This is a genomic window from Streptomyces carpinensis (assembly GCF_002154505.1).
Classification (GTDB): domain Bacteria; phylum Actinomycetota; class Actinomycetes; order Streptomycetales; family Streptomycetaceae; genus Streptomyces; species Streptomyces carpinensis.
Map to the genome: position 1 here is coordinate 13987 of NZ_MUBM01000035.1, position 25765 is coordinate 39751.

The window sequence follows — 25765 nt, forward strand, 5'->3', positions numbered from 1 at the left end:
GGGAGATCAGTCCCACCGGCGGTGCAGGAGCCGCTCCAGGAGCAGGTAGCCACGTTGCTCCGCGGTGGCGAGTTCGGCGGGGTCGATACCCGCGGACCACAGCTCGCCGGCGGCGGCGTCGTCGGCCTCGCGCAACTCCACCACCGCCAGGGCCAGTCGTGTCGGGACGGCCGGGAGCGGTGGCCCGAAAGGAGCCGCCAGCGCCCGCTCCGCACGTTCGGTGGCGTCCGCGCAGGCCGCCATCGCACGCTCCACCCGCACCGCGGCCTGGTCGTGGACAACCACCAGCGCGCAGACCAGCCCGACGACGATCCCCAGCAGACTGGCCAGCCCGCGGTCGTGGACGAGCTCACCGGCGGAGACGGGGGTGGCCATGTCGCTCAGCAGCAGGGCCAGCGGCGTGACGAAGACGACGCCCAGGCCGTAGTTGCGGACCACCGCGTACTCCAGCAGGAACTCCAGGAACACGATCACCAGCGCGAGGACCGCGGGACCCGGGTGTGCGGCGAGCACGCCGACCGCCAGCAGCAGTCCGACGACCGTGCCGAGGGTCCGCTGGACGGCGCGCTGTGCCGTGGTGCGGATGTTGACCGAGTGCAGCACGGCGGCAGCCGAGATCGCCGCCCAGTAGCCGTGTCCCAGGCTCAGCAGAACGGCCAGCCCACCCGCCGCTCCCGTGCCCAGCAGCATCCGCAGCGCGGGCACGGCACGGGCCGGGAGGTGGTCGGGGCGTCCGGGATGGGACCCGACCATCAGCTCGGAGGCGCGCCGGGCGGCCGGATCGGCGCCGGTCGCGTCCGTCCCGGCCGCACGGCGGCCCCCGCCGTCCGGCGCGACGGGAGCCGGGGGCGACAGTTCGGGCAGCACCCGCGGCGTGCGGCGGCGCCGGTCCGCGAGGAGACACGCCTGCCGGCGCAGGGCCTGCGCGAGGGCGGCAGGGTCGTCGGGCGACCGGCGCGCCGAGCCGATCAGCAGCGACCACGCCATGTCGGCCAGGCGCAGACAGGGCGCCTTTCGGCCGGAGAGCCGCACCTCCGCCGGCGGGGCCACACCGAGTGAGTGATAGGCCTGCAACAGGGCCACCGTCGCGCGGTGGCGCGTGCGGCCGCCGATCGCGCCCCCGGTGCCGGAGGCGTCCAGCACCTCCGCGAGCGCGCGCAGCGCCGAGGCGACGGCCAGACGCTGAGGCCGGTCCGGGTGCACGAGCCGGCCTGCCACAGCCAGCAGCCAGGCCACCGCCGACGCGGCGGCGGCCAGCGCCGTCTGCGCAAGGACGTCGCCCGGGGCGGAGGAGCCGTTCGCGGCCACCGCGAAGGAGAAGAGCAGCAGCACCGCGCCCAGCCCGCCCAGCCGTGTCACGTCACAGACGAACTTGGCCAGCCCGGCGACCACGGCCGTGGCCGCTACCACCACGAAGGCGCCGGTCCCTCCCGCCCGCGGATGCACCCATGCGGCAAGCGCCGCGCCCGAGCCTACGCACGCCGTCATGGCCAAACCGACCAGCGCGAGGGCACGAGCACGGCGCGGATAGGGAAGGTTGCGCCCGAACGTGGTGGTGAAGGCGCCCAGCATGGCGTAGACGGCGAGTTCGGCCCGCCCGGCCAGCACGATCGGCAGCGCCACCAGGGCCATGGCCAGCGCCGCCCGCAGAGCGAAGAGGAAGGCACCGTCCACCTGGTGCACGGCGAGCGCGCCGCGCGGGGAGAGCACCCGCGCCGCGCCGGCGACCGCACGCCGCCGCCCTTGACTCCCGACGGCGGTATCGACGGGCTGACCAGCGGCGGGGCCGCTACGGTTGTGGCTCATGGGTTCCTGGTTGCCGCTGTCCGCGGTGCCCCGGCTTGCCGGGGCGGTGGTCGTCGGGGCGGTGGTCGGCGCGGTCGTCGCGGAGGCGATCGACACGCCACTCGGTGTCCTGGTGGGTATCGCGGCGATGGAGGCGTCCTTCGTCGTGTCGGGCTGGTTCGTGCTGTGGCCGATGGACGCGGCCACCACCCGGCGCTACGCCGGGCGCGAGGACTTCCGGCCGGTGCTCGAGGAACTCGCCGTCGTCGCGGCCGCGCTGTGCGGCCTGGCCGGCATCGCGGTGCTCCTGCTCGGCCACTCCGACACGAACCACGCCACCGCGGCCCTGATCGGGGTGTTCATGGCCTGGGCGGCGCTGCACCTGATGTACGCCACCCGCTATGCGTACCTCTACTACGTGACATCCGCGGGCGGGATCGACTTCAACTCCGACCACCCACCGGCATACAGGGACTTCTTCTACTTCAGCTACAACCTCGGTATGACGTACCAGGTGGCCGACACCAACGTTTCGAGTTCGACCGTCCGTGCGACGGTGCTACGGCATTGTCTGCTGTCCTATGTCTTCGGCACCAGCATCCTGGCCACCGCCATCAACCTCGTCGCAGGAATTGTGGCCCGCTGATCCCGTCAATATTCATCCTCGGGCCGTTTCCCGCAGGAGTCAAAGAGGCATACGTGATCGCGTGATAAGCGGCGGTTATCCGGCCGTGTGCCGCCATCGGCGGGGCCGGGGGCCCGGGCGAGGGCAGGTCGACACACCGGCGCCCCCGCGCCCGCCCGCACCCGCTGTGCCAAGCTGTGCCCATGCCTCCGAAAAACACCACCGGCACCGCAATCTATTACGGTGACCTGAACACTTCCCACGTGCTCCAGGTATTCCTGGAGTTGCGTGACCGGGCGAGTCACCGCATGGCGGCAAGTCTCCTCGGGACTATGCGGCAGGTCGCGGACGACGGTGAATTCGTCATCAAGTTCCATTTTGCGGGTTTGCTCGACGACACGGTCGGCGGTGCCGGTTCCCAGCATGGTCTGAGCGCGCTCGCCGCGGCCGCCGACGCCGGTCAGAAGCAATTCATCGAGTACCTCGGAACACTTTTCGCCCATCAGCCGTTCCCGCCCGGCGAGGACCGGTTCGCCGACACGTCCGTGCTGCTGTCGCTGGCCGGCGAGGTGGACGGGCTGCGGTCCGCCGACTTCGACCGCAAGCTCAGGGAGGGCACGTACCTGACCTGGGCCGGTGAGGCGATCGGGAACTTCGAGTCCTTCGGCGTGGTGGGCACACCGGTCGTCTGGCGTGACAGCGAGGTGATCCCCGTCGTGAAGAGCGACGGCGGGCCCGCGATCACGCCGCAGGAGTTCCTGGCCCAGCTCCAGCGGTGACACCCCTGGGGCTGGTGCCGCGACCCCCAGGGTCCCGGGGCGCGGCGGCCTTCCTGCGCACGGGCAGCCGGGCAGGGCGTCAACTCCCAGGCCCAGGGTAGGAAGACGGGGGCGGACGGCGGCCGGTGATCTGCCGGACGGGCCGCGTGAGGAGCAACGGGAGGGGTGGACCATGGCGCCGGAGCAGGCTGCCGAGAGCGTGGTGCAGGCGGTCGTCGTCTACGACGGACAGGTGCTGCTGGTGGAAGAGTCCCACGGCGGCTGGCGGCTGCCGTCGGGCGGCCTGGAGCCGGCCGAGACGGCGGAGGCCGCGGCGGCGCGCCTGGTCTACGAGCTCACCGGCTACCTCGTCGACGGCTCGACGACGCTGGGGCCTGCGGCAGCGGTGGGGACCGATGCGCGCACACCGGTGGCGGTGGTGTGCCAACTGCTCACCGAGGAGCCGTCGGCGGGGGCACGGCTCACCCCGGAGCGGATCCGCTGGTTCTCGACGGCGGAGCTCGTCCGTGCCGGGCGGCCCGGGAACGCCGGGCTGCCCGAGGTCGTACGCGCCTACCTGGAGGGGCACACGCCCGTGTGAGCCGGTGGGCGGCGCCAGCCGTCCGGACGGTTGCGGTGGCGGTCGGCGCGCGAAGGCAGTGGGCTGGAGACATGAGCGACGACGAGAACATCTCCGCCTGGACCGAACGGCTGCTGCGCGAGGCGCCCGCCCTGTCGCCCGAGCAGGCCCGCAGCTTCGTGTACGACCTGTACTTCGCCGCCCAGCGGGCGCTCGACAAGGAGGAGTGGGAGGCCGACTTCGAACGCGACGAATAGTCAGAGCGTCCCTCGGGCGTCGTCGGGCCTCGGACGACGGAGGACGCAGCCGCCTGCGCATGCGACGGACAGGACGAGTGGACGGCCGGTCAGCGGCCCGCCAGCACCTAGGGAAGGGGCGTCGCGGCGAGGAACCGCTGACGGTCCACGATCGCCCGGTCGATCTCCCCGGTGGCGACCAGCGCGCCCGAATCGTCTACGGCCCGCACGAGGAAGGTGAGCCGCCGGCCCGCCGCGGCGGCGGGTGCCTCGGCGAGGACCTCCACGCCGCCGCCCACGCGCGTGGCACGCAGGTGCCGGACGCGGATCGCCGTACCGACCGTGGTCTGGCCCGCGGTGGTGAACGGCGCGGCTGCCCGCATGGTCGCCGCCTCCATCCACGCGATCAGCCGCGGGGTGGAGAGCACGGGCACGTCACCGCTGCCCACCGACTCCGCGGTGTCGGCATCGGTCACCACGTGTCGCATCGCACCACGCTAACCTCTCGCGGCTCCGTGCGCCGACCGGTGACAGGACGGCCCGGTCGCCTTCGTTCCGGCTTCGAACGGTGCGACGGCTGCGGGGAACGGGACGTGCGGGCGGTGCTCGCGGGCCGTCAGGGGCCTGCGGGTGAAGGTGTCGTCCTCGGCCCGCAGGCAGACGTCGTGCTGGTGGGTGACGACGCCGGTGGCGGGTTCGTCGAGGAGCCGGGCCAGTACGTACGCGGCGGCCAGGCCGGTCACATCCCTGATCGTGCCCATGGTGAGCAGCGACCGGGTCTCCGCGATGGCCTCGTGTTCGCCCGCTGTGATGATGACGCGCGTGCCGGGGCCACGCCGTGGACGGCGATGGCCACGGCGATGTTGTCGAGGTCGTCCGAGCGGACGTCTCGATCGCGTGATAAGCGGGGGTTATCGGGCCGGTCCCGCGGTCCCAGCGAATGGAGCACCGGCAGGACGCGGGTGATAAGCGGCGCCGATCGGATCATCGAAAAGCCCTCTTTGACTTCCCCGTGTGCACCGGCGGAGGCTGGCCCGGCAGCCGAGTTGACCATTCACGGCCCATGCAGGAGTGTGTCGCAGATCGGTCCTGGTTCGTGGACATGGTGCGTGAGTCCTGTGTGCCGCGACCCGATCCGCACCTGCCTGCGCGGCAGAAAGAGGCGTACCGGACAATGAGCGTCATCCAGGACCCGAGTGACGACCTGTCGGTCACCCCGCCCAAGCGCTGGGCCACGGGTGTTCCCGCGGTCACCCACGCGATCGAGTACTCCCTGGAACAGACCTCGGTGCGGCGGACCGCCCTGACGCTTCTGAACGTCAACCAGGCCAAGGGCTTCGACTGCCCGGGCTGCGCCTGGCCGGAGCCCGGGCCGGGGGAGCGGCACCGCAACGAGTACTGCGAGAACGGCGCCAAGCACGTCGCCGACGAGGCCACGTCGCGCCGGGTCACCGCCGACTTCTTCCGCCGGTACTCGATCGGGGAGTTGGCCGGAAAGTCCGACTACTGGCTCAACCAGCAGGGCCGTCTCACCGAACCGATGGTCAAGCGGCCCGGCGCGACCCACTACGAGCCGATCGGCTGGGACGAGGCGCTCGGACTGCTCGCCGGCGAACTCAGGGAACTCGACTCTCCCGACGAGGCCCTCTTCTACACCTCCGGGCGGCTGAACAACGAGGCCGCCTTCCTGCTGCAGCTGTTCGCCCGTGCCTTCGGCACCAACAACCTGCCGGACTGCTCCAACATGTGCCACGAGTCCAGCGGTTCCGCGATGCAGGAGACGCTGGGCATCGGCAAGGGGAGCGTGTCGCTGGACGACATCCACAACGCCGACCTGATCTTCGTCGTCGGGCAGAATCCGGGCACCAACCATCCGCGCATGCTCTCAGCCCTGGAGGAGACCAAGCGCAACGGCGGGCAGATCGTGGCCGTGAACCCGCTGCCCGAGGCCGGGCTGATCCGTTTCAAGCACCCGCAGAAGCCCCGCGGGGTGCTCGGCCGCGGCACACAGATAGCCGACCAGTTCCTGCAGATCCGCCCCGGTGGCGACCTCGCGCTGTTCCAGGCGCTCAACCGGATGCTGCTCGAGGCGGAGGAAGCGGCACCGGGCGCCGTTCTCGACCGGGCGTTCATCGACGGCTTCACCACCGGCTTCGACGACTTCGCCGCGCACGCCCAGAAGGTCTCCTGGGACGACGTCCTCACGGCGACCGGGCTCACGCGCGAGGAGATCGAGCGTGTGCACGACCGGGTCCTGGGGAGCAGGAAGATCATTGTGTGCTGGGCCATGGGCCTGACCCAGCACAAGCACGGTGTGCCCACGATCCGTGAGGTCGTCAACTTCCTGATGCTGCGCGGCAACATCGGCAGGCCCGGCGCGGGCGTCTGCCCGGTCCGCGGCCACAGCAACGTTCAGGGCGACCGCACCATGGGAGTGTGGGAGCGGATGCCGCAGCGGTTCCTGGACGCTCTCGGCCGCGAGTTCGGTTTCACCCCGCCCACCCGGCACGGCCTGGACTCGGTGAACGCCATCCGGGCCATGCGCGACGGCACTGCCCGCGTCTTCCTCGGCGTCGCCGGCAACTTCGTGCGCGCCACCCCGGACAGCCTCGTCACCGAGGAGGCGATGCGGCGATGCCGGCTCACCGCACACATCTCCACCAAGCTCAACCGCTCCCACACGGTCTGCGGCGAGGTGGCCCTCATCCTTCCGACGCTGGGCCGCAGCGACCGCGACGTCCAGGCCACCGGTGAGCAGTTCATCACCGTCGAGGACTCCATGAGCCAGGTGCACGCCTCCCGCGGACGACTGGCGCCGGCCTCCCCGCACCTGCTCAGCGAGGTTGCCATCATCAGCCGTCTGGCTCGCAGAACCCTGGGGGACGAGCCGTCCATCCCCTGGGAGGAGTTCGAGTCGGACTACGGCACCGTCCGCGACCGGATCTCCCGCGTCGTGCCGGACTTCGAGGACTTCAACGCCCGCGTCGCCGAGCCCGGCGGCTTCCGGCTGCCCAACCCGGTCAACCGGCGGGTCTTCCCCACCCCGAGCGGCAAGGCGGTCTTCACCTGCAACGAGTTCACCATGCCGAGGGTCCCCGACGGGCATCTGCTGCTGCAGACCCTGCGCTCCCACGACCAGTGGAACACCGTTCCGTACGCGATGAACGACCGCTACCGCGGCATCCACAACGCCCGCCGGGTGGTGCTCGTCAACCCGGCCGATCTCGGCGCCCTCGAGCTCGCCGACCGGGACCGGGTCGACCTGGTGAGCTCGTGGCACGACGGCGTCGAGCGCCGCGCGGCGGACTTCACGGTCGTCGCCTACCCCACGCCCCCCGGCTCCGCGGCCTCCTACTACCCGGAGACCAACGTCCTGGTACCGCTGGACAGCGTCGCGGACATCAGCAACACCCCCACCTCCAAGGGGGTCGTGGTCCGTCTGGAGCCCGCCGTCGTGCGGGAGCGGTGAGGCCGTCGCCGTCGGCACAGTGACGGCGGGACGGGGGCGCGGCCCGGCTCAGGCCGCCGGGCTCCGGGACCCGGATGGCGCCGTCCCGACGACATGCGCGGCGTGCCCGTCCATCATCGAACCAGCTCGACCGCACCACACCGGCGGAGTGCGACTCCGCGGAGAGGACTCGGACCATGGGGCGCGTGACCGTGCGGCGCAGGGTGCTGCGCATTCGGGAAGGGGTGTCCACGTATCGCCCGGACACCCTGGCGGCCGAGGAGCCCATGGAGATCCGGGTCGGCGGGCGGCCGCTCACCGTGACCATGCGCACCCCGGGTGACGACTTCGACCTCGCGGCCGGGTTCCTGGTCAGCGAGGGCGTGGTGCACGCGGCCGACCACGTGCGGGGCATCCGCTACTGCGCGGGCGCCACCGCGGAAGGCGGCAACACCTACAACCTGGTGGACGTCGCCCTGGCTCCGGGCGTGCCGGCCCCCGACGCGTCACTGGAGCGGAACTTCTACACCACGTCCTCGTGCGGGCTGTGCGGCAAGGCGAGTCTGGACGCGGTGCGCACCTCGGCGGCCTGGTCCGTGGCCGAGGACGCGCTGCGCGTCGGGCCGGAACTGCTCGCGGCCCTTCCCGACCGGCTACGGGCGGCCCAGAGGGTGTTCGACAGCACCGGCGGCCTGCACGCCGCGGGGCTCTTCACGGCCGAGGGCGAACTGCTCTGGCTGCGGGAGGACGTGGGCCGGCACAACGCCGTGGACAAGGTGGTGGGACACGCCCTGCGGTCGGGGCTGCTGCCGCTGCGCGAGACGGTGCTGATGGTCAGCGGCAGAGCCTCCTTCGAGCTGGTACAGAAGGCCGTGATGGCGGGGATCCCGATGCTGGCGGCGGTGTCCGCTCCCTCCTCGCTGGCCGTGGACCTGGCGACGGAGAGCGGACTGACCCTGGTCGGCTTCCTGCGTGGGGCCTCGATGAACGTCTACACCGGAGGCGAACGCCTGCAACCGCAGCCTGTGGGCTGACCCCGGCGAGGCACACGCCGCCCACCGCACTGGCCGTCCGGCCACCCGCTCGCCGTCCGCCCACCGCGCTCCCCGGTCCACCGACTCACCGACCGGGGCACCGAGCCCGGCAGCGCGCATCACGAGCCCGTGCCCTCCAGGGCGGCGGCGATGTCGGTGCGGCGGGCGATCTCGGTCAGCGCGCGGGCCATGACCGACCCCGGCTCACGGGCGGTGGTCACCAGACCGACCAGCACCGCCCTGGCGGGCTCCACCAGCGGCACCGCCCGCATGCCGTGCGGAACCCCGAAGACGTGCAGCCAGGCGTGCGGCACGATGCTGGCCCACTGCTCGGTCCTGACGTGGGCGATCAGCGCGGCCACCGAATCGGTCTCCACCCGGGGCGCGGGCCGCAGTCCGAGCTCGGAGAACACCTCGTCCAGCACCCGGCGGCCCTGCATGGTCCCGGTCAGCAGGCACAGCGGCAGCCGCGACGCCTCCGTCCAGGTGGCCGTCGCCCGGTGGGCCAGGCCGCCGGCGGAGGTGGTCAGCAGTACATACCGCTCCTGGTACAGCGGGACCGTCCGGAAGTTCTCCGACAGGTCCCTGTGGAGGTAGGTGATTCCGGCGTCGATCTCGAAGTTGCGCAACTGCCGGAGAATGTCGTCGGACTGAAGGTCCGCCATGACCTCCACGGTGACCAGCGGGTGCGCTGCACAGAACGGGCTGGTCAGCAGCGACACCGCGCCGGTGGCGGTCGGGACCGCGCCGATCCGCATCCTGCCGCTCAGGCCGGTGCGCAGGGCGCCCACCTCGTCCTTGAGGGCGTCGCGGTCGGCCAGGATCCGCTGCGCCCACACCACGATGCGCTCGCCCTCGGGTGTCAGCCCCTCGTACTTCCGGCCGCGCCTGACCAGCGGTACGTCCAGTTCCTCCTCCAGCTTCCGGATCGCCTCCGAAAGAGCCGGCTGGGAGACGTAGCAGGCCTGGGCGGCACGGGCGAAGTGGCGCTCCCGGGAGAGGGCCACGAGGTACTCGAGTTGACGGAACAGCACGCCATGGGTCTACCCGACAGCCTGCGGGAACGCCAGTCGTGCAGCGCGGGCACGGACCGTTGCACCGTGCAGGCACCGGTGGCGCCGACGTCGATCCAGCGCCATGGACCGGCGGCACTTGGGCGAACGCACCCTCGGTGCTCCGTCGGCGAGCGTGGCCGGGACGCCCTCGCCGCCGATGTCCCCGGGCACCCGGATGCCGTCGGAGAAGGCGCCCCGGGGCGTGAACCGGAATCGCGGCACCAGGTCCCTTGTGGAAGGATGCACGATGGGAATGCCTGTTATGCCCGCATATGGGCGACGGACCGCAACGGCATACGCCCCCATCACGAGGAGGTTCCCATGTCCTCGAAGCGACGCCGCAAGAAGAAGTCCCGCCGCAACCACCAGGCGAACCACGGGCGACGCCCCCAGTCCTGACCTCCGGGGGAACGGGCCTGCGCGCCGCGAGCCGGATCGACGGGCCCGCGTGCCGTGAGGCCGGAGCCGCCGCTGACCCGCCCCACGGCACGCAGCCGTGCGCGAGGCGGGTCAGTCGCGTGGGAAGGGGTGCAGGAGAGGGCGGCCGGTCGCGAAACGGTGGACCTGTTCGACGATCAGGCGTTCGGCGCGTGGGCGGAACGCGGCGGAGCCACCGGCGACGTGAGGGGTGATGAGAACACCGGGAGCCTGGCGCAAGGGGTGGTCGGCGGGCAGGGGTTCGGGGTCGGTGACGTCCAGCGCGGCCCGCAGCCGGCCGCCGCGGGTCTCGTCGAGCAGCGCCTCGGTGTCGAGGGTGCGGCCACGGCCGACGTTGACGACCAGGGCGCCGTCGGGCAGGGCGGCCAGCTCCTTGACGCCGAAGAGCCCGGCCGTGCCGGGGGTCTCGGGCAGGACCAGGACGACGATGTCGGTGGCCGGGAGCAGTCCGGGCAGGTCGGCCACGGCGTGCACGTCCTGGCCGGGGCGTGCCCGGCGGGCGACGCGGACGACGTGGGCCTCGCAGGCCAGCAGGCGTCGTTCGAGGGCGGCGCCGATGGAGCCGTAGCCGACGATCGTCACCGTCGCGTCGGCGAGGGACCGCGTGAAGTGGGGCTCCCAGCGCCCCGCGGTCTGGTCGGTGACCCAGCGCGGCAGATCGCGCTGGGCGGCGAGGATCAGGCCCAGGGCGTGTTCGGCGGTGGACGCGTCGTGCAGGCCGCGGCCGTTGTGCAGGCCGACCCCGGTGGGCAGGAGCGGCAGGAGCTTTTCGACACCGGCACTGAGCGACTGCACCGCGCGCAGGTGCGGCAGCCGCGGCAGCAGGCGCACGGCGTCCGGCACGGCGTAGGGCATGACCCACAGGCCCACACGGGCCAGGAGGTCCGCGGCGGGTTCGCTGCCCGGCGTCACGCCGTCCCAGACGTGCACCCGCACACCCGCGGGCCAGGGCCCGTGCCGCCGGTCCATGTCCGGCCACGGGACGAGTACGTCGGTGGCGTCGGTGGCGGTGTCGTGAAGGGCTCTGGTCATCGGGCTCTCCTTCTCGTACGGTTCTTCCCGTCCAGTGAAACACTTTCCATCTCACGGAAAACAGGGGGTCAGGGATGACAGCGACGTCACCTGCCACCGACACCGCCGGGCCCCAGGCCGCGCACTCCGGCTTCTGGAGGTCCGCCCGCGCCCGCCACCTGATGCCGGTCGCGTTCGTCACGTACTCGCTCGCCTATCTCGACAAGTCCAACTACGCGATCGCGTCCGCCGGCGGCATGGCCGACGACCTGCACCTGTCCGCGGGGGCCGACTCCCTGATCGCCGCGTCGTTCTTCCTCGGCTACTTCTTCTTCCAGATCCCCGGGACGATCTACGCCGAGCAGCGCAGCGCTCGCCGGATGGTCGCCTGGTCGACCGTGGCCTGGGGGCTGCTCGCCATGGCGCAGGGACTGCTCAGCAGCCCCGCTCAGCTGATCGCGGTCCGCTTCGCGCTCGGCGTCGTCGAGGGCGCGGTGCTGCCGTCGATGGTCATGCTTCTCGGCCGCTGGTTCACGCGCGGCGAGCGAGGACGTGCCAACACCTTCCTCATCCTCGGCAACCCGGTCACGGTGATGTGGCTGTCGGCGGTCTCCGGCTGGCTGGTGTCGGCCTCCGACTGGCGTGTGATGTTCGTCGCCGAAGGCGTGCCCTCCGTGCTGTGGGGCCTGTGCTGCCTGCGGCTCATCAAGGACCGTCCCGAGCAGGCGCACCGGCTGCCCGCACACGAACTGGCACTCCTGCGCTCCGACCTGGCCGCCGAACAGGCCGCCGCGCCGCCGGTGTCCGGCACCCTGCGCCGCCAGTACCGCACGGTGCTGCGTTCGGCCCCGGTGCTCACCATGGCCGCGCAGTACTTCTTCTGGTCCTTCGGCATGTACGGCTTCGTCTTCTGGCTCCCCGCGATCATCAAGAAGGGCTCGGGCGAGGGCATCGGCGCCACCGGACTGCTCACGGCCATCCCGTACGCCTGCGCGGCCGGCGCCATGTTGCTCAACTCCCGCCTGTCCGACCGCAGCGGCCGGCGCCGCGCCGCCGTGTGGCCCTGGCTGGCCTGCGGCGGCCTCGCACTCCTCGCCTCCTACGCCGCCGGCGACCACTTCCCGGTGGCCCTCGCCCTGCTCGTCGTCGCGGGTCTGTGCCTGTACGCGCCGTACGGACCGTACTTCGCCCTGGTCTCGGCGCTCGCCCCGCCCGGCATCGCCGGCGCCGCCGTCGCGCTCGTCAACTCCTTCGGCGCACTCGGCTCCTTCGCCGGGACCTACCTGGTCGGCTGGGTGCGCGGGACGCAGCTCGGCGACGCCGGCGCCTTCGGGCTGATGGCCGTCTGCGCCCTGGTCGCGGCGGTGCTGACCCTGGCGGTCCCCGACCGGACGGCCTCCCGGCCGGTCCCGGTACGGTGATCTCGACGCGGCGGCCGAGCGGGGCACGACGGCCGCCGCACCCGGCCGTGACGGCGGCACAGAACACGGAGGCGCACACGGTGACCACACCAACCGGCGACGACATGCTGGGCCGGGGACTGCGGCTGCTGACCGTGCTGGCCGAGCACCCCGCCGGACTGGGTGTGAGCGCCGCCGCCCGCGCCGCCGAGCTCCCCGTCAGCAGCGCCCACCGAATCCTCGGCCGGCTCGTCGAGGAGCGGTTCGCCACCTACGACGAGGACGCCCGGCGCTACGCCCTGGGCTGGCGGGTCCTGGAGCTGTCCCGTGGTTTCCAGCGCTCACCGGCCGGCTACTCCGCGGCCGCCGCCCCGATGCGCCGGCTCGCCGCGCGCACCGGCCTGCCGGTCATCGCCGGCATCCTCCACGGCACCGACGTCCTGCTCGTGCTCTCCGTCCAGGGAACCCAGCACCTGCAACTGCGCAGCGCGGAGGGCACCCGCAACCCGTGGCATGCCACCTCGCTGGGCAAGGCCCTCGTCGCCGGGCTCCCGGAGGAGGAGCGCGAGCACCTTCTTCGCGGACCGCTGCCGCAGGTGACACCCCGCACGATCACCGACCCCGACCGGCTCCGCGCCGAGCTGGCACTCGTGCGGGAGCGGGGCTGGGGCGAGGTGGACGAGGAGAACGAGATCGGCGTCCGCTCCATCGCCGCGGCGGTGCCGCACGTCCCCGAGCGCACTCCGCCCCTGGCCGTCTCTCTCGCGGCCACGGTCATCCTGACCGAAGCCGGCCAACTGCGCGCCCAGGCGCCCGCCCTGCGGCAGTGCGTGGAGGACATCGCCGCGCACATGGCGCCCTGAGGCCGAGCACGTAGGGCCACGCCCGCGCGGTACGTGCGGGCGTGGCCCTACGGCCGGGTGTCAGTGGAGGTTCTGGACCGCCGGGTCGGTGAAGCCGACGGCGAAGACGGTGCGCAGCGACGTGGTGGTCGTGCTGTCGTTGTGCGCGTAGCAGACGTCACGTGCGTCGGTGACGTCCGCGAAGTCCTCGGGATAGGCGGTCTTCAGGGAGTTGCTCGGGCAGATGCCCTCGGTCAGTCCCCACAGCTCGTCGACCTGGGTCGCGTCCAGCTTGGGCCAGTAGCTGAGGGCCTGCGGCGGACCCGCCGCCCAGTTGCCGCCCGCGGCGCATGTCGTGCCGGCCCTGGTGTCGCCGGCCCAGGTGTGCGAGAAGACGCCGGGCAGGGTGCCGCAGCCCTTGTGGAAGGCGAAGTTGAGCACACCCTGGCCGTCGGTCCAGGTCATGCCGCCCTGCAGTCCCCGGTAGCGGGAGGCGGCGTAGGCGTCCTCGATGACGGTCTTGCCGCCGGACATGTTCAGCAGGCCGGGGTAGGTGGCCGCGCCGGCCGGGTTGAGCTGGTAGCGCACCACCCGGCCGCCGTCGACGCCGCCGTACCACTCGCCGGTGACCAGCTTGTACGGGCTGCCGCCGGTCTTGTCCAGGGACAGCCACGAGTAGCAGAGGTGGGCGGGGTCGAGGACGCCGTTGTCGGCGTCGGAGTCGCACGCGGACGGGGTGCCCGACTGCTGGTAGTAGTGCACCTCGGGCAGCACGTACGGGTAACCGCACGCGCTGGAGCGGCCGTTGTGGATGCCGTACGTCGTCAGGCCCGAACCGTAGTCGTCGACCTTGGCGAGCTTGTTGATGTCGAAGACGCGGATGCCGTGCGCGGTGTCGGTGACGTAGATGTAGTTGGCGTACCAGACGATGCCGCCGCCGTGGCCGGTGACGTACTTGAAGTCGGAGGCGCTCGACGACGTGCTGGTGGGCTCGGCGAGCAGGACGTGGCGGTACTTGCCGGTGTCCCGGTCGATGAACGTCAGCTTGAGCAGGTTGTTCGACTTGCAGCCGGTGGTGTCCGAGGCCGCGTCACGGGCGAACGTCCGGTAGTGCCAGACCACGGCCGTGACGTGGTCGCCCTGGATGGCCCCGTCGGCTCCGTCGGCGGTTCCGGTGGTGCTCAGACCCTGCGGCCACCACCGGGCCGTGGTGTCGTCGGCGTGTGCCGAGGACCAGCACCAGGCGGTCGAGGTCGTCGCCGGCGGCAGTGCCTTGGTCTCGTCGCCGGTGCAGGAGCGCATCGAGCGAAGGCCCAGCCAACTGTCCGTCGCCCCGGCCGAGTTCTTCGTGTAGTCGGTGGTGATGACGTCCGTGAGACCGGCGTGGTTCGTCAGGTGGTGGGTGTAGAGGTTGTCGGTGGCGGACACGTAGCTGGTGTCGGTCATCTTGAACTGATCGGCGCCGAGCGTCAGCTTGGTCACCGTCGGCGAGTCCGCCGTGGCCGTGGCCTGCCCCGTGAGCGTGGCGAGTACGGCTGCCGCCGCCGCGACGGCAGCGACGAGCCTGGGTCTGTGTATGAGTGCCACTGGCACCTTCCATGAAGGGATCGACCGGCATGCCCCGGTCGCGGACATGCCAAAAGCACGGTTGATCCTAGGTGCCGTGGACACGTTCATGGACCTGCCGCCGCCTCGCCTGCGACGGTCTTTGCCGATGTTTGGCCCGGCCTGTCCACGGGCGCGACCCTGCCGTCAGCGCCGTACACCACCGGCGACGGAAAGCCCGAACTGCTGATCAGCGCCATGGGCGAGAACCACATGGCCGGTGCCGTCCGGATCCTGACCGGCACGGCGACCGGCTCCACGGCGCAGGGCGGCGGGACGGCGCTGCCCGAGACGGAAAGCTGCCTGTGCGATGCTGGTCCGGTGATGCTGGAAGACCTCGTCCGACTGCGCCGAGCCCGTGACGTGATGGACCGCGACTACGCGAAGCCGATCGACGTTCCGGCGCTGGCGCGTGTCGCCCTCATGTCGCCGGGCCATTTCTCCCGCAACTTCCGGGCCGCGTTCGGGGAGACGCCCTACAGCTACCTGATGACGCGCCGGATCGAGCGGGCCAAGGCGCTGTTGCGGCGGGGTGACCTGTCGGTGACGGAGGTCTGCTTCGCGGTCGGCTGTACGTCGCTGGGGTCGTTCAGCTCGCGGTTCACCGAGCTGGTCGGCGAGAGCCCGAGCTCGTACCGGGCTCGCCGCCATGACGAGGGCGCCGCCATCCCGGCGTGCATCGCCAAGATTCAGATGCGACCGGTCCGGAGAGCGAAACCCGTCACCCACTCGTAGCGTGAGCACATGGAAATCAAGCTTTCGACGTGCTTCATCGCCGTCGACGACCACGACAAGGCGCTCGTCTTCTACCGGGACGTCCTCGGCCTCGAGGTACGCAACGATGTCGGGTACGAGGGGATGCGCTGGGTGACCGTCGGTGCGCCCTCGCAGCCCGACGTGGACATCGTCCTCGAACCGCCCCTCGCGGACCCGAGCGCCTCGCCCGCCGACCGGAAGGCGATGGCGGAACTGCTGGCCAAGGGCCTGCTGCGAGCCGTCATCTTCCAGACCGACGACTGCGACGCCACCTTCGAGCGCATTCGCGCCGCGGGCGGCGAGGTGCTGCAGGAGCCGACCGACCAGCCGTACGGCGTCCGCGACTGCGCCTTCCGCGATCCGGCCGGCAACATGCTGCGCTTCAACCAGCCCCGCAAGCGCTGAGCTCCCGTCCCGCACGTCCGGCGGCCACCGACTGATCCCCGTTCGTCCACGGGACTCACGATCCTCGTCGGTGGCCGCAGCCCTCTTCACGCCGCCCTGACCGGTGGCGAGGGCGACCGGAGTGTCAGCGGGAGGTGCCGAAGTCCTGGGTCCAGTAGCTGCCGGGCTGTGCCAGACCGACGCCGATCTCCTTGTACCCGCAGTTGAGGATGTTGGCCTTGTGGCCGGGGCTGGACATCCAGGCCGCCATGACCTGCTCCGGAGTCGAATAGCCGTAGGCGACGTTCTCGCCGTACGAGCTCCAGGAGTAGCCGGCACCGGTGATCCGGTCGCCCGGGGACGACCCGTCCGATCCGGTGTGCGACATGTTCTGGTGGCCTGCCATGTCCTGGCTGTGCGCCTGTGCGGCCTTGGTGAGCTCCGCGTTCACGGTCAGGGGCGAGCAACCGACCTTCGCGCGCTCGGCGTTGACGAGCTGCACGACGCGGGCGGTGGCCCCGGACGCCGTAGCGGTGGCCTTCGGGGTGCTCGGCGAGGTGGGGGTCGCGGCGGCGGGGGCTGTGGTGGCCTTGGGCGCGTTCGAAGGACGGCTTGCCGTGGGCCGGGGCGCGGTGGTGTGCACCGTGCGCGCAGGCGCGGTGCTGCTGGGCTTGGGCGCGGGGGGCCTGGGCTTGGGCGTGGTGGTCCTGGGCGCGCTCGCCGGGGCGGTCGCGGTCTTCGTCGCTGCCGGGGTCGGCTGGGCGTCCTGGTGACCGTGGTGGTCGTGCTTCCCGTCGTGGTGCCGGTCCGTGCGGCCGTGCTGCCAGTGTGCCGGGGTCGCCTTGTGCTCGGCGCTGTAGGACTGTTCTCCTCCGCTGCCCGGCCAGTCGGCACAGGCCAAGGCGACGGACGGCACCCCCACTACGCCGATGGCGGCGGTGGCGATGACTATCCGCCGGTAAGGCTGCTTTTTACGATGCTTGCTCATGCGTGACCTCACTCGGTGATCGCCGAGCACTCCCTACGTGGCCGGCTCCGCGCGGAGTTCGCTTCTGAACTGCGGCGATGTGCTGTGATCGTCATTCTTAGGACGGCTTTACAGGAAGCACAAAGACTCTCCCTACTAACGGCCTTCGTAGGCGTGCTTGGCCCTTGCAAAGGCGAGTGGAAGCGTGCTGATCGGTCTTCTGCGGCCTTCGCGCCATCCTGCTTTGCCGTCAGAAACCCGCATGCGAAGCAGAACCAACGGCAGCGCCGAGCAGGTGAGACCCCGTCGCACCCGCCACGGCATGGGCCCGTATCAAGCCGGACAAGTCCTATATGTCATCAGTGGGTCATCTACTACCCGAGGCGCATAGTTGCGGGATTCCCTGTGACTGATGTCACGCATCCCTCCGCTGCTGTCACGCGTCCCTGTGCTTCGACGGCACGCACACCCGTGCGAGACCCGCGGCGGTGAGGTAGGCGAGCGCGCCGATGGCCATGCTCGTGCGCAGCCCGGCCGCGTCGGCGGTGTTCATGGCGAGCAGGCTGCCCGCCAGGGCCACACCGGTGGCGCTGCCGATCTGTCGCGTGGTGTTGAACAGGGCGGAGGAGGCCCCCGCGTACCCCGCGGGCGCGGCCGCCATCACCGTGGCCGTCGAGCCGGTCAGGGCGAAGGAGGTACCGAACCCCGCGGCCATCATGGGCACCACCAGCAGCGGGTACGCGGGATCGGCTCCGGCCGCGGCCCAGCCGGCCAGCCCGAGCGCAGCCAGGAGCATGCCGGAGACCACCAGCGGACGATCGCCGGTGCGCCGGGTGAGCCGCCCGGACAGGACGGAGGCGAACATGGTCATCGCCACGGCCGGGAACAGGGCCACCCCGGTGTCCAGGGCACTGAAGCCCCGTCGGCGCTGGAAGTCCAGGCTGGCGGTGAACGCCATGCCGTAGAAGCCGAAATTGAACAGCAGGCCGATGGCGGCACCGCCGCTCATCGCGCGCGAACGCAGCACGCTCGGAGGGAGGGCGGGGGATCCGGCCAGCCGCTCGCGCACCGCGAACGCCGCGGCCGCCGACGCGGCCAGGCCCACCCCGGCGAGGACGGCGGGGTCGGACCAGCCGCGCCGTCCGGCCTCGTTGAGCGCGGCGGTCAGCAGGGCCACCGCCGCCACGACCGCACACTGCGCCGGCCAGTCCAGGGCGCGGTCGGCGTCCCGGGGTGAGCGGGACACATGCCGCAGCGTCAGCGCCAGACAGGCCGCGCCGACGGGCAGGTTGATGAGGAAGACCCACCGCCAGCCCACCGTCGAGACCAGCAGCCCGCCCAGCAGCGGCCCGGCGGAGGCCGCGATGCCCGCCATCGAGCCCCACAGCCCGAAGGCTCGTGAACGTGCGGCCGGGGCCGGGTAGGCCTGCTGGAGGAGGGCGAGGGAACCGGGCACGATCAGCGCCGCGCCGAGCCCCTCCACGAGTCGGGAAGCGATGAGGAAGCGGGCGTTCGGCGCGAACGCGCACGCGGCAGACGACACCGTGAACACCACCACGCCCGAGCAGAAGACGCGCCGGTTCCCCAGCCTGTCGCCCAGCGCACCACCGGTCATCAGGAACCCGGCGAAGACCAAGGTGTACGCATCCGTGATCCACTGAATGCCGGTGACCGAGGCGGACAGTTCACGGCCCACCACGGGCACGGCGACGTTGATGATCGTCACATCGAGGATCACCATGAAATACCCGGTGCACACCGCCAGCAGCGGCGCCCGGGACCGCCGCCCGGACTTCGAGACCGATCCGGCAGGAGGCACGGGCCCACCGGCACCGGCCGACTCCGCGAACGTCACGTCCCAACTCCATCCCGTCCACGGAGGGTCGACGCAAAGAGCAACGAAAAGGAACTCAAGGAACAGAAGGAAACCAAGGAGTACGAATCTACTCCGTGGTGCCTCGCCCGGTGCTCGGCGCGACTCGGCGGTACGGCGTCTCGGGCTGTCCGGCGGCGGGTGCGATGACGCCTACCGGCCTGCGGCACTCCGAGGGTCCGCGGAGTCTTCGGGCGCCACGCCGACGAGTTTGGTCAGCAGGCGGTCCACCTGTTCCTCCAGCGGCGGCCACGGGAGATCCGGCTGGTTGACACGCATCGAGACGGCGCCGTGCACGGCGGCCCTCAGATCCAGCGCGACCACGGCCGCGTCGTCACGGGGAGCCAGGCCGGCGTCCATGCACCGCCGGACGGCGGCCGTGGTCGTGAGCGCGAGTTCCTCCTTGAAGCGCATGTCCGCACGCTGGTTGAGGGTGCTCTCGTGCAGCACCTTGTACAGCCCGGGGTGGTCGTGCGCCCATGTCCCGAGCGTCAGAGTCCCGGCTCGCAGCCGGGCGACCGGCCCCTCGGCGGCGGTCTCGGCTCGCTGGACGGCCAGCATGAGGTCCTGGTGGCAGCGCTCCAGCGCGGCCAGCACGAGCGCGTCGCGGTCCGGGAAGTGGAGGTAGACGGACGTCGCCGCGACCTCGATGTCACGGGCGACCGCGCGAAGCGACAGGGCCTGATCGCCTCCGAGCTCGTCCAGGAGGCGGAGGGTGGCGGCGATGATCTCCTCGCGGAGGCGGTTGCCCTCGCCGCGGGGGTTCCGCCCGCGCTGCTGTCTGCCGGTCGGTGGCATGGCGTTCACGAGAGTCGATGGTATCCGCGCGGGCGTTGCCCTACAGTTGTAGCGCTACAGCTGTTCATATAGGAGGGGGAGCCATGTCGGACGCCCGGCTCGAACAGAACAGGCAGACGGTGCTGGCCTTCTATCAGGCCGGTATCATCGACAAGGACTTCGGCACCGCGTCGAAACTGCTCAGCGACGGATATGTGCAGCACAACCCCCGGATCGCCGATGGGCTGGAAGGCTTCCGGGAGTTCGTCGAATCGCTCAAGGAGAGGTTCCCCCACCTGCGAGCCGAGGTGAAACGGATCTTCGCCGAGGGCGACCATGTGATCGCGCACGTCCACGGCGTCCGGGTGCCCGGCGGGCCCGGGGCGGCCATCGTCGACATCTTCCGCATGCAGGACGGCAGGATCGCCGAGCACTGGGATGTCATGCAGCAGATCCCGGACGAGGCGAGGAACCGTAACGGCATGTTCTGACCCGCCGTCGGGGAACGCGTCCGTGCCGGTTCTCAGGAGTGCGGTGCGGCGCCCGGGAGGTGGGCCACGTGTTCGAGATCTTCGGCGGACTTGGCCAGCAGGTCCAGCATGGCGAACTCGGCGCGTGCGGGATCCTGGTCCCGGACGGCGTCCAGGACCGCACGGTGGCTGGGAACCGGGTCGTCGGCGTCGCTGTGTGTGTGGACCATGCGGTCGCGCTCCCTGAGTCCGGGTTCCAGGAGCATGTCCATCCGGCGCAGCATCTCGTTGCCGGTGGCGGCGAGCAGGGCGCGGTGGAAGGCGGCGTCCGCCTCGGCCGCGGCGGCGGAGTCCACCTGCGCCCGGCCCATGGCGTCCAGGGCGGCCTCGAGGGCGGTCAGGTCGGCGTCGGTGCGGTGCAGGGCGGCGCGGTGCGCCGCGGCCGGTTCGACGATGGAGCGTACGTCGGCGAGGTCGCGCATCAGTTGGGCGCCGTCGCCCGTCTCCATGCGCCAGCGGATCACGTCGGCGTCGAGGAGGTTCCAGTGGGTCCGTTCCCGCACGTAGGTGCCGCGCTTCTGCCGTGCGTCGGTCAGCCCCTTGCCGGCCAGCACCTTGAGGGCCTCCCGCATCACGGTCAGGCTCACGTCCAGTTCGCTCCCGAGCGCGCCGATGTCCAGGATCTCGCCCTCGGCGAACTCTCCTCCCACGATGCGGGCGCCCAATTTGTGCACGACCTGCCCGTGCACGCCTCGGCCGGAGTAGGACGCCATGCGATTCTCCTTGGGTGAGTGGGTCGGTGGGACCTGCCGGGCCATCGGCGCGAGTCTCGCAGAGCTTCTCCCGCTGTGCCGATGGAAGTCTATCGCTGGCCATTATTTATGAATTCATCGATGGTTGTGTCGTGGGGCCGCTGATCACGGGGCGGCGCCGCGGGTGCGGTGACCCGGCAGGGGGCCGACAGCACCGCACCGTCCAGCGGGCCGGGGCGTCCAGGCCGTACCGGGCCGTGGTCACCAGCAGTTCGCTTCCCGTCGGGCACACGCTCGTGGGCTGGAGCGCGGGAACGGGGACGGTCAGCAGGAGCGTGCCGTCGGGTGCGTGGCAGCGGATCCGGCCGGCACCCCAGACGGCCGACCACAACCGGCCCTCGTCGTCGACGGTCATGCCGTCCGGGCTGCCGGTGCCGGGGGCGAGCCGGAAGAAGACGCGGCGGTCGCGGAGAGCTTTCCGTCACCGGGTCGACGCGACAGGCGTACACGGTGCCCATCGCACTGTCCGCCAGATTCATGGTGGTTCCGTCGGGGCTGAAGCCGGACCGTTGGGCACGGTGAGGTTCTCGAGGACCGTGACCATGGTCCCGTCCGGATCCACACGGTGCAGGGCTCCCGCGCCAGGGGTGGCGTCGTAGGCCATCGAGCCGGCCCACATCCGGCCCTGCCGGTCGCAGACGGCGTCGTTCATCCGCCGGGGCGGCGGCCCGTCCAGGCCCGGCAGGGACCTCGCGCGGATGAGCGAGCCCTCGGAGGTGAGGCGCACCAGCCCGGTACCGGCGGCGGCGAGGAATCCGCCCCCGCGGCGCGCGGGTGCGACCGCGCCCAGGGGGACTTCGAGTCGCGCGAGGGATGTCAGCGGGGCGTCGCGGTGGGTGGGGAGGGCCAGGAGGCGGCCGGTGAGGATGTCGACGAGGACGATCCGGCCGTCGTCGAGCAGGCGGAGGCCTTCCCCCAGTTCGAGCCGGTCCGTGGCGGCGGGTTCGAAGGCGGTGGCGTCGACTGCGGGGATGCTGCTGTGCGGGGGCATGGCGGGTGTCTCCGGGGATGCGCGAGCGAGGGGGCGGGTCGGCGTGGCGCCGCCGGGCGGGTCAGCGGATGGCGCTGCCGGGCGGGGCGTCCATCACGGTGAGTTCGTCGCGGTGGGGCAGCCCTTCCCAGTCACCGGCGGTGGCGACCGCGAACGCGCCGGTGGTGCACGCACGGCGCAGCCGCTCGGCCGGTGCCAGGCCGTCCAGAAGCCCGGAGAGGTACCCGGCGCAGAAGGCGTCCCCGGCGCCGACCGTGTCGACGACCGGCACGGGGTGTGCGGGCCGGCGGAGGCGCCGGCCGTCGGAGCCGTGGAGATCGGCGCCGTCGCCGCCGCGTTTGACGACCACCTCGCGCACCCCGGCTGCCAGGAGTTCCGCGACCCGGGCGTCCTCGGCGGCGGCGTCGTCCTCGGCGGCGGTGGCGTCGTCGCCGGCGATCAAGGGGAGCTCGTCGGCCGAGGCGATGACCACGTCGATGCGGTCGCGCAGGGGACGCAGAGCCTGGGCGGCCTGGTCCCGGCTCCACAGTCGGGCACGATGGTTCACGTCCAGGACGACGGTCCAGCCGTGCTCGCGTGCGTGCTCGACGGCGGCCGTCACCGCCGCGCGGGGCCCCGGTCCGATGGCACAGGTGATGCCGGTGACGTGCAGGATGCGGGCGCCCGCCCGCAGGGCCTCGGTCAGATGCTCGGGTCGCTGACGGGAGGCGGCCGAGCCGGTACGCCAGTAGTGCACGCGGGCGACGTCGGCGACGAGGCGTTCACGCAGCATGGAACCGGTGGGCGCCTCCGGGTCGGTCGTGGCGTGGCGTACGTCCACGCCTTCGCCGCGCAGTGTGCGCAGGATCAGGCGGGCCGGCTCGTCCGCGCCCAGGCGGCCGGCCCAGGAGACCCGGTGGCCCAGCCGGGCGAGTCCGATGGCGACGTTCGATTCCGCGCCGGCGAGCGTGGTGCGGGCCAGGGCGCCGGTGCTGACGGGGCCCTCGGTCTGCAGCGACAGCATCGTCTCGCCGAAGGTCAGGACGTCGGCCGCCACGGGCCGTGCGGCGGGCGCCGCGGTCGCCTGCGGGTTCACGAGCGCGGCTCCTCTCGCCGGCAGACGGAACGGAACCGCCGGGCCCGGTGCCGCAGTTGCTCCAGGTCCCCGCCGTGGGCGGCGTCGCCGACGAGCGGCGAGCCGACACCGACGGCGAGGGCTCCGGCCGAGAGGTACTCCGTCGCGGCGTCCGCGTCCACGCCCCCGACGGGAACCAGCGGCATGTCGGGGAAGGGGTCCTTGAGCGCCCTGAGGTAGGCAGGTCCGCCCAGGGACGCGGGGAAGAGTTTCACGGCGGTGGCGCCCGTCGCCATGACGGAGACGGCCTCGGTCGGGGTCAGCGCCCCGGCCAGTACCGGCAGCCCCTGCTCTACGGCGGCGGTGACGCCGTCACCTCCCGCGGGGGTGACCACCCATGCGGCGCCGGCGTCCTGTGCACGCAGCAGATCGTCCCGGCTGACGACGGTGCCCGCACCGATGAAGGCGTCCTCGCCGACCTCTCGGACGGCCTGGGCGATCACGTCGCAGGCGCCGTCGGTGGTGAGGGAGACCTCGATCAGCCCGACGCCTTCCTCGGCGAGCGTGAGCACGGTACGCAGAGCCGCGTGTGCCGAGCGTCCGCGCACGATGGCGGCGAGCCGGTCACGGCTCAGGCGGGTGGTGAAGTCGGTCGGGTCCACGGGCGCGGCTCCTGAAGTCTGGGGGGGCGGAAGGGAGGGCGGCAACGGTGTGGTGGGTGTGGGCTGCTGCTGTCACCACTCGGCGAACGAGCCGTCCGGGTGCCGCCAGATCGGACCCCGCCAGTCCGGGCTGCTGTTGTCCGCCGCGCGTACCGCCTTCTCGTCGACCTCGATGCCCAGGCCCGGTGCGGTGGGGCGCAGGAAGCACCCGTCGTGAAAGCGGAACACCTCGCGGTCGACGAGGTAGTCGAGTACTTCGGCGCCCTCGTTGTAGTGGATGCCGATGCTCTGTTCCTGGATGAGGAAATTGGGGGTGCTGAAGGCGATCTGCAGGCTCGCGGCGAGCGAGACCGGGCCCAGCGGGCAGTGGGGCGCGACGGGAACGTCGAAGGTCTCGGCGAGCGCGGCGATGCGGCGGACCTCGGATATGCCTCCCGCGTGCGAGAGGTCCGGCTGGAGCACGGCCACACCCGCCTGCAGGGCGGGCAGGACGTCGGTCCGGGAGTACAGCCGCTCGCCCGTGGCGATGGGCACCGGAGAGCCGGCGACCAGGTCGCCGAGCAGGTGGGTGTACTCCGGCAGCACCGGCTCCTCCACGAACAGCGGGTTGAACGGAGCCAGGTGCGGCAGGACCTTGCGGGCGTTGGCCACGGTGAAACGGCCGTGGAAGTCGACGGCGAAGTCCCTGTCGCCGCCCAGCACCTCCCGTGCCGTGGCCGCCCGCCCCACCACCTCGTCGATGTCCCGTGTCGTCGCCAGGCGGCTCATCCTGCCGCAGGCGTTCATCTTGACCGCCGAGAAGCCCGCCTCCACCTGGGCGGCCACGGCATCGGCCACCTCGGCGGGCTCGTCGCCGCCCACCCAGCTGTAGGCGCGCACGCGATCGCGCACCGGCCCGCCGAGCAGGACGTGCACCGGTACGCCCAGCGCCTTGCCCGCGATGTCCCAGAGGGCCTGGTCCAGCCCGGCCACGGCGCTGGACAGCACCGGACCGCCCCGGTAGAAGGAGCCCTTGGTCATCACCTGCCAGTGGTCCTCGATGCGCAAGGGGTCCCGGCCGATCAGGAGTTCGGCCAGCTCGGACACGGCCGTACGCACCGTGGCGGCCCGGCCCTCGACGACCGGCTCGCCCCAGCCGACGACGCCGTCGTCGGTCTCGACCCGGCACAGCAGCCAGCGGGGCGGGACGGCGAAGGTCTCGATGCGGGTGATTTTCAAGGGGAACGCTCCTGCGCTGGGTGGTGGAGAGAGGTCACGCGGTCGGCACGCGCCCCGGCCTACGAAGAGGTCTTCAGCACGCTCCACCCCCCGTCGACGACGAGCGAGGCGCCGGTGACGAACGAGGCATCCGCGCTCAGGAGGAAGGCGATGGCGCCCGCCACCTCTTCGGGCCGCCCCAGACGTCCCAGCGCGGTCTGTTCCGCGCTGGCCTTCCTGTCCTGTTCGGCGATCTCCTCCCAGGCGCGCGTGAGCACCGGTCCGGGCAGCACGGCGTTCACGCGCACCCTGGCGCCGTACTCGACCGCCAGCTGCCGCGTCAGCCCGGTCAGTGCGGCCTTCGCCGCAGCGTAGGCCGGGCGTCCGGGCATGCCGACGAGAGCGTGCACGGAGGACACGAACACGGCGCTGCCACCGGTGGCGCGGAGGTCTTCCAGACATGCGCGAAAGCCCAGGAAGGTGCCGGTGAGGTTGACCGAGAGCTGGCGATCCCACTCCGTCCGGTCGATCGCGTCGGCGGCGGCCACGTGCGCGATGTAGGCGTTGCTGACCAGGGCGGAGACAGGGCCGAACCGCTCGCGTGCCGTGGCGGCGACACCGGCCCACGCCACCTCGTCCGAGACGTCGCCGTGCCGGTACACGGCCCTGCCGCCGGCCCTCCTGATGGCCTCGGCCGTCTCCTCACCCGGCTCGTCGAGCACATCGGTCAGCACCACGGCGGCGCCTTCGGCGGCGAGCCGGTGTGCGGTGGCGGCGCCGATTCCCGAGGCGGCCCCGGTGACGACGACGCAGCGGCCGGTGAATCGGCCTTCGACAAGGCGGTGAGGCTCCACGCGCAAGCTCCCGGGCGGCTCTGGTGCGAAAACTGCGATGACTGCGACAACTGCGATGACTGGGACGACACGGAGGCGGGCCGTTGAACGACCAGCTCAAGCCATTAAATATTAATTAATCAGGCTTGCCAAGAGGGTGCATGAGGCAAGT

The 25765-nt window shown here is 71.7% G+C and carries 26 protein-coding genes and 1 pseudogene; 12 read left to right on the forward strand and 15 right to left on the reverse strand.

The window, feature by feature from the left end:
* Positions 1 to 6 precede the first annotated feature (6 nt).
* Positions 7 to 1806 carry an FUSC family protein gene (locus BZY54_RS05940; RefSeq protein ID WP_086723517.1) on the reverse strand — a complete coding sequence of 600 codons (1800 nt, stop codon included), beginning with the start codon at positions 1804 to 1806 and terminating at the stop codon, positions 7 to 9.
* Here BZY54_RS05940 and BZY54_RS05945 point away from each other — a divergent pair.
* The 4 genes from BZY54_RS05945 (at position 1805) to BZY54_RS51555 (ending at position 4005) form a co-directional block, all read left to right on the forward strand.
* On the forward strand, positions 1805 to 2431 hold the full coding sequence (locus tag BZY54_RS05945; protein ID WP_086723480.1) for a DUF1345 domain-containing protein: 627 nt from the start codon (positions 1805 to 1807) through the stop codon (positions 2429 to 2431). The genes BZY54_RS05940 and BZY54_RS05945 overlap by 2 nt on opposite strands.
* Before the next feature lie 182 nt (positions 2432 to 2613).
* On the forward strand, positions 2614 to 3189 hold the full coding sequence (locus BZY54_RS05950; RefSeq protein ID WP_086723481.1) for a DsbA family protein: 576 nt from the start codon (positions 2614 to 2616) through the stop codon (positions 3187 to 3189).
* A 172-nt stretch (positions 3190 to 3361) separates the two neighbouring features.
* The gene (locus BZY54_RS05955; protein WP_086723482.1) at positions 3362 to 3769 is read left to right on the forward strand and encodes an NUDIX domain-containing protein; all 408 of its coding nucleotides are present in this window, start codon (positions 3362 to 3364) and stop codon (positions 3767 to 3769) included.
* A gap of 71 nt (positions 3770 to 3840) precedes the next feature.
* A complete protein-coding gene (locus BZY54_RS51555) occupies positions 3841 to 4005 on the forward strand; it encodes a hypothetical protein (protein WP_167413952.1) in 165 nt (54 codons plus the stop codon).
* A 107-nt stretch (positions 4006 to 4112) separates the two neighbouring features.
* On the opposite strand, the gene BZY54_RS05960 is transcribed toward BZY54_RS51555, so the two are convergent.
* Positions 4113 to 4472 (reverse strand): thioesterase family protein, encoded by a 360-nt coding sequence (locus BZY54_RS05960; protein WP_086723483.1) that lies wholly within the window; start codon positions 4470 to 4472, stop codon positions 4113 to 4115.
* 9 nt (positions 4473 to 4481) lie between these two features.
* Positions 4482 to 4745 (reverse strand): hypothetical protein, encoded by a 264-nt coding sequence (locus tag BZY54_RS52115; protein WP_208640568.1) that lies wholly within the window; start codon positions 4743 to 4745, stop codon positions 4482 to 4484.
* Positions 4746 to 5158: 413 nt separating this feature from the next.
* On the opposite strand from BZY54_RS52115, the gene BZY54_RS05970 reads away from it, so the two are divergent.
* Both BZY54_RS05970 and fdhD read left to right on the forward strand, forming a co-directional pair.
* A complete protein-coding gene (locus BZY54_RS05970; protein ID WP_086723484.1) occupies positions 5159 to 7453 on the forward strand; it encodes an FdhF/YdeP family oxidoreductase in 2295 nt (764 codons plus the stop codon).
* A gap of 176 nt (positions 7454 to 7629) precedes the next feature.
* Positions 7630 to 8466: a formate dehydrogenase accessory sulfurtransferase FdhD gene (gene fdhD / locus BZY54_RS05975; protein WP_086723485.1), complete on the forward strand. Its 837-nt coding sequence runs from the start codon at positions 7630 to 7632 to the stop codon at positions 8464 to 8466.
* Between the two features lie 119 nt (positions 8467 to 8585).
* Here the strand turns inward: fdhD and BZY54_RS05980 are convergent, their stop codons facing one another.
* Entirely contained in the window at positions 8586 to 9500 is a 915-nt protein-coding gene (locus tag BZY54_RS05980; RefSeq protein ID WP_086723486.1) for a LysR family transcriptional regulator, read from the reverse strand.
* A 342-nt stretch (positions 9501 to 9842) separates the two neighbouring features.
* Here BZY54_RS05980 and BZY54_RS55810 point away from each other — a divergent pair, with 342 nt between their 5' ends.
* Positions 9843 to 9920, forward strand: coding sequence for a hypothetical protein (locus tag BZY54_RS55810; protein WP_483025143.1), 78 nt, complete (start codon positions 9843 to 9845; stop codon positions 9918 to 9920).
* A 111-nt stretch (positions 9921 to 10031) separates the two neighbouring features.
* On the opposite strand, the gene BZY54_RS05985 is transcribed toward BZY54_RS55810, so the two are convergent.
* A complete protein-coding gene (locus BZY54_RS05985) occupies positions 10032 to 10991 on the reverse strand; it encodes a 2-hydroxyacid dehydrogenase (RefSeq protein WP_244216985.1) in 960 nt (319 codons plus the stop codon).
* Between the two features lie 74 nt (positions 10992 to 11065).
* Here BZY54_RS05985 and BZY54_RS05990 point away from each other — a divergent pair, with 74 nt between their 5' ends.
* A complete protein-coding gene (locus BZY54_RS05990) occupies positions 11066 to 12391 on the forward strand; it encodes an MFS transporter (RefSeq protein ID WP_086723487.1) in 1326 nt (441 codons plus the stop codon).
* 80 nt (positions 12392 to 12471) lie between these two features.
* Positions 12472 to 13233, forward strand: coding sequence for an IclR family transcriptional regulator (locus BZY54_RS05995; RefSeq protein ID WP_244216986.1), 762 nt, complete (start codon positions 12472 to 12474; stop codon positions 13231 to 13233).
* Between the two features lie 60 nt (positions 13234 to 13293).
* Here the strand turns inward: BZY54_RS05995 and BZY54_RS52830 are convergent, their stop codons facing one another.
* Positions 13294 to 14799: a hypothetical protein gene (locus BZY54_RS52830; RefSeq protein WP_244216987.1), complete on the reverse strand. Its 1506-nt coding sequence runs from the start codon at positions 14797 to 14799 to the stop codon at positions 13294 to 13296.
* A 339-nt stretch (positions 14800 to 15138) separates the two neighbouring features.
* Here BZY54_RS52830 and BZY54_RS06005 point away from each other — a divergent pair, with 339 nt between their 5' ends.
* Both BZY54_RS06005 and BZY54_RS06010 read left to right on the forward strand, forming a co-directional pair.
* Positions 15139 to 15552, forward strand: coding sequence for a helix-turn-helix domain-containing protein (locus BZY54_RS06005; protein ID WP_086723521.1), 414 nt, complete (start codon positions 15139 to 15141; stop codon positions 15550 to 15552).
* A gap of 9 nt (positions 15553 to 15561) precedes the next feature.
* Positions 15562 to 15978: a VOC family protein gene (locus BZY54_RS06010; RefSeq protein ID WP_086723488.1), complete on the forward strand. Its 417-nt coding sequence runs from the start codon at positions 15562 to 15564 to the stop codon at positions 15976 to 15978.
* Between the two features lie 124 nt (positions 15979 to 16102).
* Here the strand turns inward: BZY54_RS06010 and BZY54_RS06015 are convergent, their stop codons facing one another.
* The 3 genes from BZY54_RS06015 to BZY54_RS06025 form a co-directional block, all read right to left on the reverse strand.
* Complete coding sequence (locus tag BZY54_RS06015; RefSeq protein WP_086723489.1) at positions 16103 to 16945, reverse strand: CAP domain-containing protein; 843 nt, start codon at positions 16943 to 16945, stop codon at positions 16103 to 16105.
* A gap of 415 nt (positions 16946 to 17360) precedes the next feature.
* Positions 17361 to 18779, reverse strand: a complete 1419-nt coding sequence (locus BZY54_RS06020) for an MFS transporter (RefSeq protein WP_086723490.1) — start codon at positions 18777 to 18779, stop codon at positions 17361 to 17363.
* A gap of 171 nt (positions 18780 to 18950) precedes the next feature.
* A complete protein-coding gene (locus BZY54_RS06025) occupies positions 18951 to 19595 on the reverse strand; it encodes a TetR/AcrR family transcriptional regulator (protein ID WP_086723522.1) in 645 nt (214 codons plus the stop codon).
* Positions 19596 to 19678: 83 nt separating this feature from the next.
* Here BZY54_RS06025 and BZY54_RS06030 point away from each other — a divergent pair, with 83 nt between their 5' ends.
* The gene (locus tag BZY54_RS06030; RefSeq protein WP_086723491.1) at positions 19679 to 20065 is read left to right on the forward strand and encodes a nuclear transport factor 2 family protein; all 387 of its coding nucleotides are present in this window, start codon (positions 19679 to 19681) and stop codon (positions 20063 to 20065) included.
* A gap of 32 nt (positions 20066 to 20097) precedes the next feature.
* On the opposite strand, the gene BZY54_RS06035 is transcribed toward BZY54_RS06030, so the two are convergent.
* From BZY54_RS06035 to BZY54_RS06060, 6 genes and pseudogenes are all read right to left on the reverse strand, one after another.
* Positions 20098 to 20817 carry a FadR/GntR family transcriptional regulator gene (locus BZY54_RS06035; RefSeq protein ID WP_086723492.1) on the reverse strand — a complete coding sequence of 240 codons (720 nt, stop codon included), beginning with the start codon at positions 20815 to 20817 and terminating at the stop codon, positions 20098 to 20100.
* 106 nt (positions 20818 to 20923) lie between these two features.
* Positions 20924 to 21847 (reverse strand): annotated as a pseudogene (locus BZY54_RS06040) (SMP-30/gluconolactonase/LRE family protein).
* Positions 21848 to 21908: 61 nt separating this feature from the next.
* Entirely contained in the window at positions 21909 to 22922 is a 1014-nt protein-coding gene (locus tag BZY54_RS06045; RefSeq protein WP_279634660.1) for a sugar kinase, read from the reverse strand.
* A complete protein-coding gene (locus BZY54_RS06050) occupies positions 22919 to 23563 on the reverse strand; it encodes a bifunctional 4-hydroxy-2-oxoglutarate aldolase/2-dehydro-3-deoxy-phosphogluconate aldolase (protein ID WP_086723493.1) in 645 nt (214 codons plus the stop codon). Before BZY54_RS06050 ends, BZY54_RS06045 begins: the two co-directional genes overlap by 4 nt.
* 72 nt (positions 23564 to 23635) lie before the next feature.
* Entirely contained in the window at positions 23636 to 24781 is a 1146-nt protein-coding gene (gene dgoD / locus BZY54_RS06055) for a galactonate dehydratase (RefSeq protein ID WP_086723494.1), read from the reverse strand.
* Positions 24782 to 24840: 59 nt separating this feature from the next.
* On the reverse strand, positions 24841 to 25614 hold the full coding sequence (locus BZY54_RS06060) for an SDR family NAD(P)-dependent oxidoreductase (RefSeq protein ID WP_086723495.1): 774 nt from the start codon (positions 25612 to 25614) through the stop codon (positions 24841 to 24843).
* Positions 25615 to 25765 lie beyond the last annotated feature (151 nt).

Coding starts and splice junctions, on each gene's coding strand:
- BZY54_RS06030 (WP_086723491.1), top strand. CDS start 19,679: ATGTCGGACGCCCGGCTCGAACAGAACAGGCAGACGGTGCTGGCCTTC.
- BZY54_RS55810 (WP_483025143.1), top strand. CDS start 9,843: ATGTCCTCGAAGCGACGCCGCAAGAAGAAGTCCCGCCGCAACCACCAG.
- BZY54_RS05945 (WP_086723480.1), top strand. CDS start 1,805: ATGGGTTCCTGGTTGCCGCTGTCCGCGGTGCCCCGGCTTGCCGGGGCG.
- BZY54_RS05940 (WP_086723517.1), bottom strand. CDS start 1,806: ATGAGCCACAACCGTAGCGGCCCCGCCGCTGGTCAGCCCGTCGATACC.
- BZY54_RS52115 (WP_208640568.1), bottom strand. CDS start 4,745: ATGGGCACGATCAGGGATGTGACCGGCCTGGCCGCCGCGTACGTACTG.
- BZY54_RS05960 (WP_086723483.1), bottom strand. CDS start 4,472: ATGCGACACGTGGTGACCGATGCCGACACCGCGGAGTCGGTGGGCAGC.
- BZY54_RS05990 (WP_086723487.1), top strand. CDS start 11,066: ATGACAGCGACGTCACCTGCCACCGACACCGCCGGGCCCCAGGCCGCG.
- BZY54_RS05985 (WP_244216985.1), bottom strand. CDS start 10,991: ATGACCAGAGCCCTTCACGACACCGCCACCGACGCCACCGACGTACTC.
- BZY54_RS06035 (WP_086723492.1), bottom strand. CDS start 20,817: ATGGCGTCCTACTCCGGCCGAGGCGTGCACGGGCAGGTCGTGCACAAA.
- BZY54_RS05970 (WP_086723484.1), top strand. CDS start 5,159: ATGAGCGTCATCCAGGACCCGAGTGACGACCTGTCGGTCACCCCGCCC.
- BZY54_RS05950 (WP_086723481.1), top strand. CDS start 2,614: ATGCCTCCGAAAAACACCACCGGCACCGCAATCTATTACGGTGACCTG.
- BZY54_RS51555 (WP_167413952.1), top strand. CDS start 3,841: ATGAGCGACGACGAGAACATCTCCGCCTGGACCGAACGGCTGCTGCGC.
- fdhD (WP_086723485.1), top strand. CDS start 7,630: ATGGGGCGCGTGACCGTGCGGCGCAGGGTGCTGCGCATTCGGGAAGGG.
- BZY54_RS06025 (WP_086723522.1), bottom strand. CDS start 19,595: ATGCCACCGACCGGCAGACAGCAGCGCGGGCGGAACCCCCGCGGCGAG.
- BZY54_RS06010 (WP_086723488.1), top strand. CDS start 15,562: ATGGAAATCAAGCTTTCGACGTGCTTCATCGCCGTCGACGACCACGAC.
- BZY54_RS06015 (WP_086723489.1), bottom strand. CDS start 16,945: ATGAGCAAGCATCGTAAAAAGCAGCCTTACCGGCGGATAGTCATCGCC.
- BZY54_RS05955 (WP_086723482.1), top strand. CDS start 3,362: ATGGCGCCGGAGCAGGCTGCCGAGAGCGTGGTGCAGGCGGTCGTCGTC.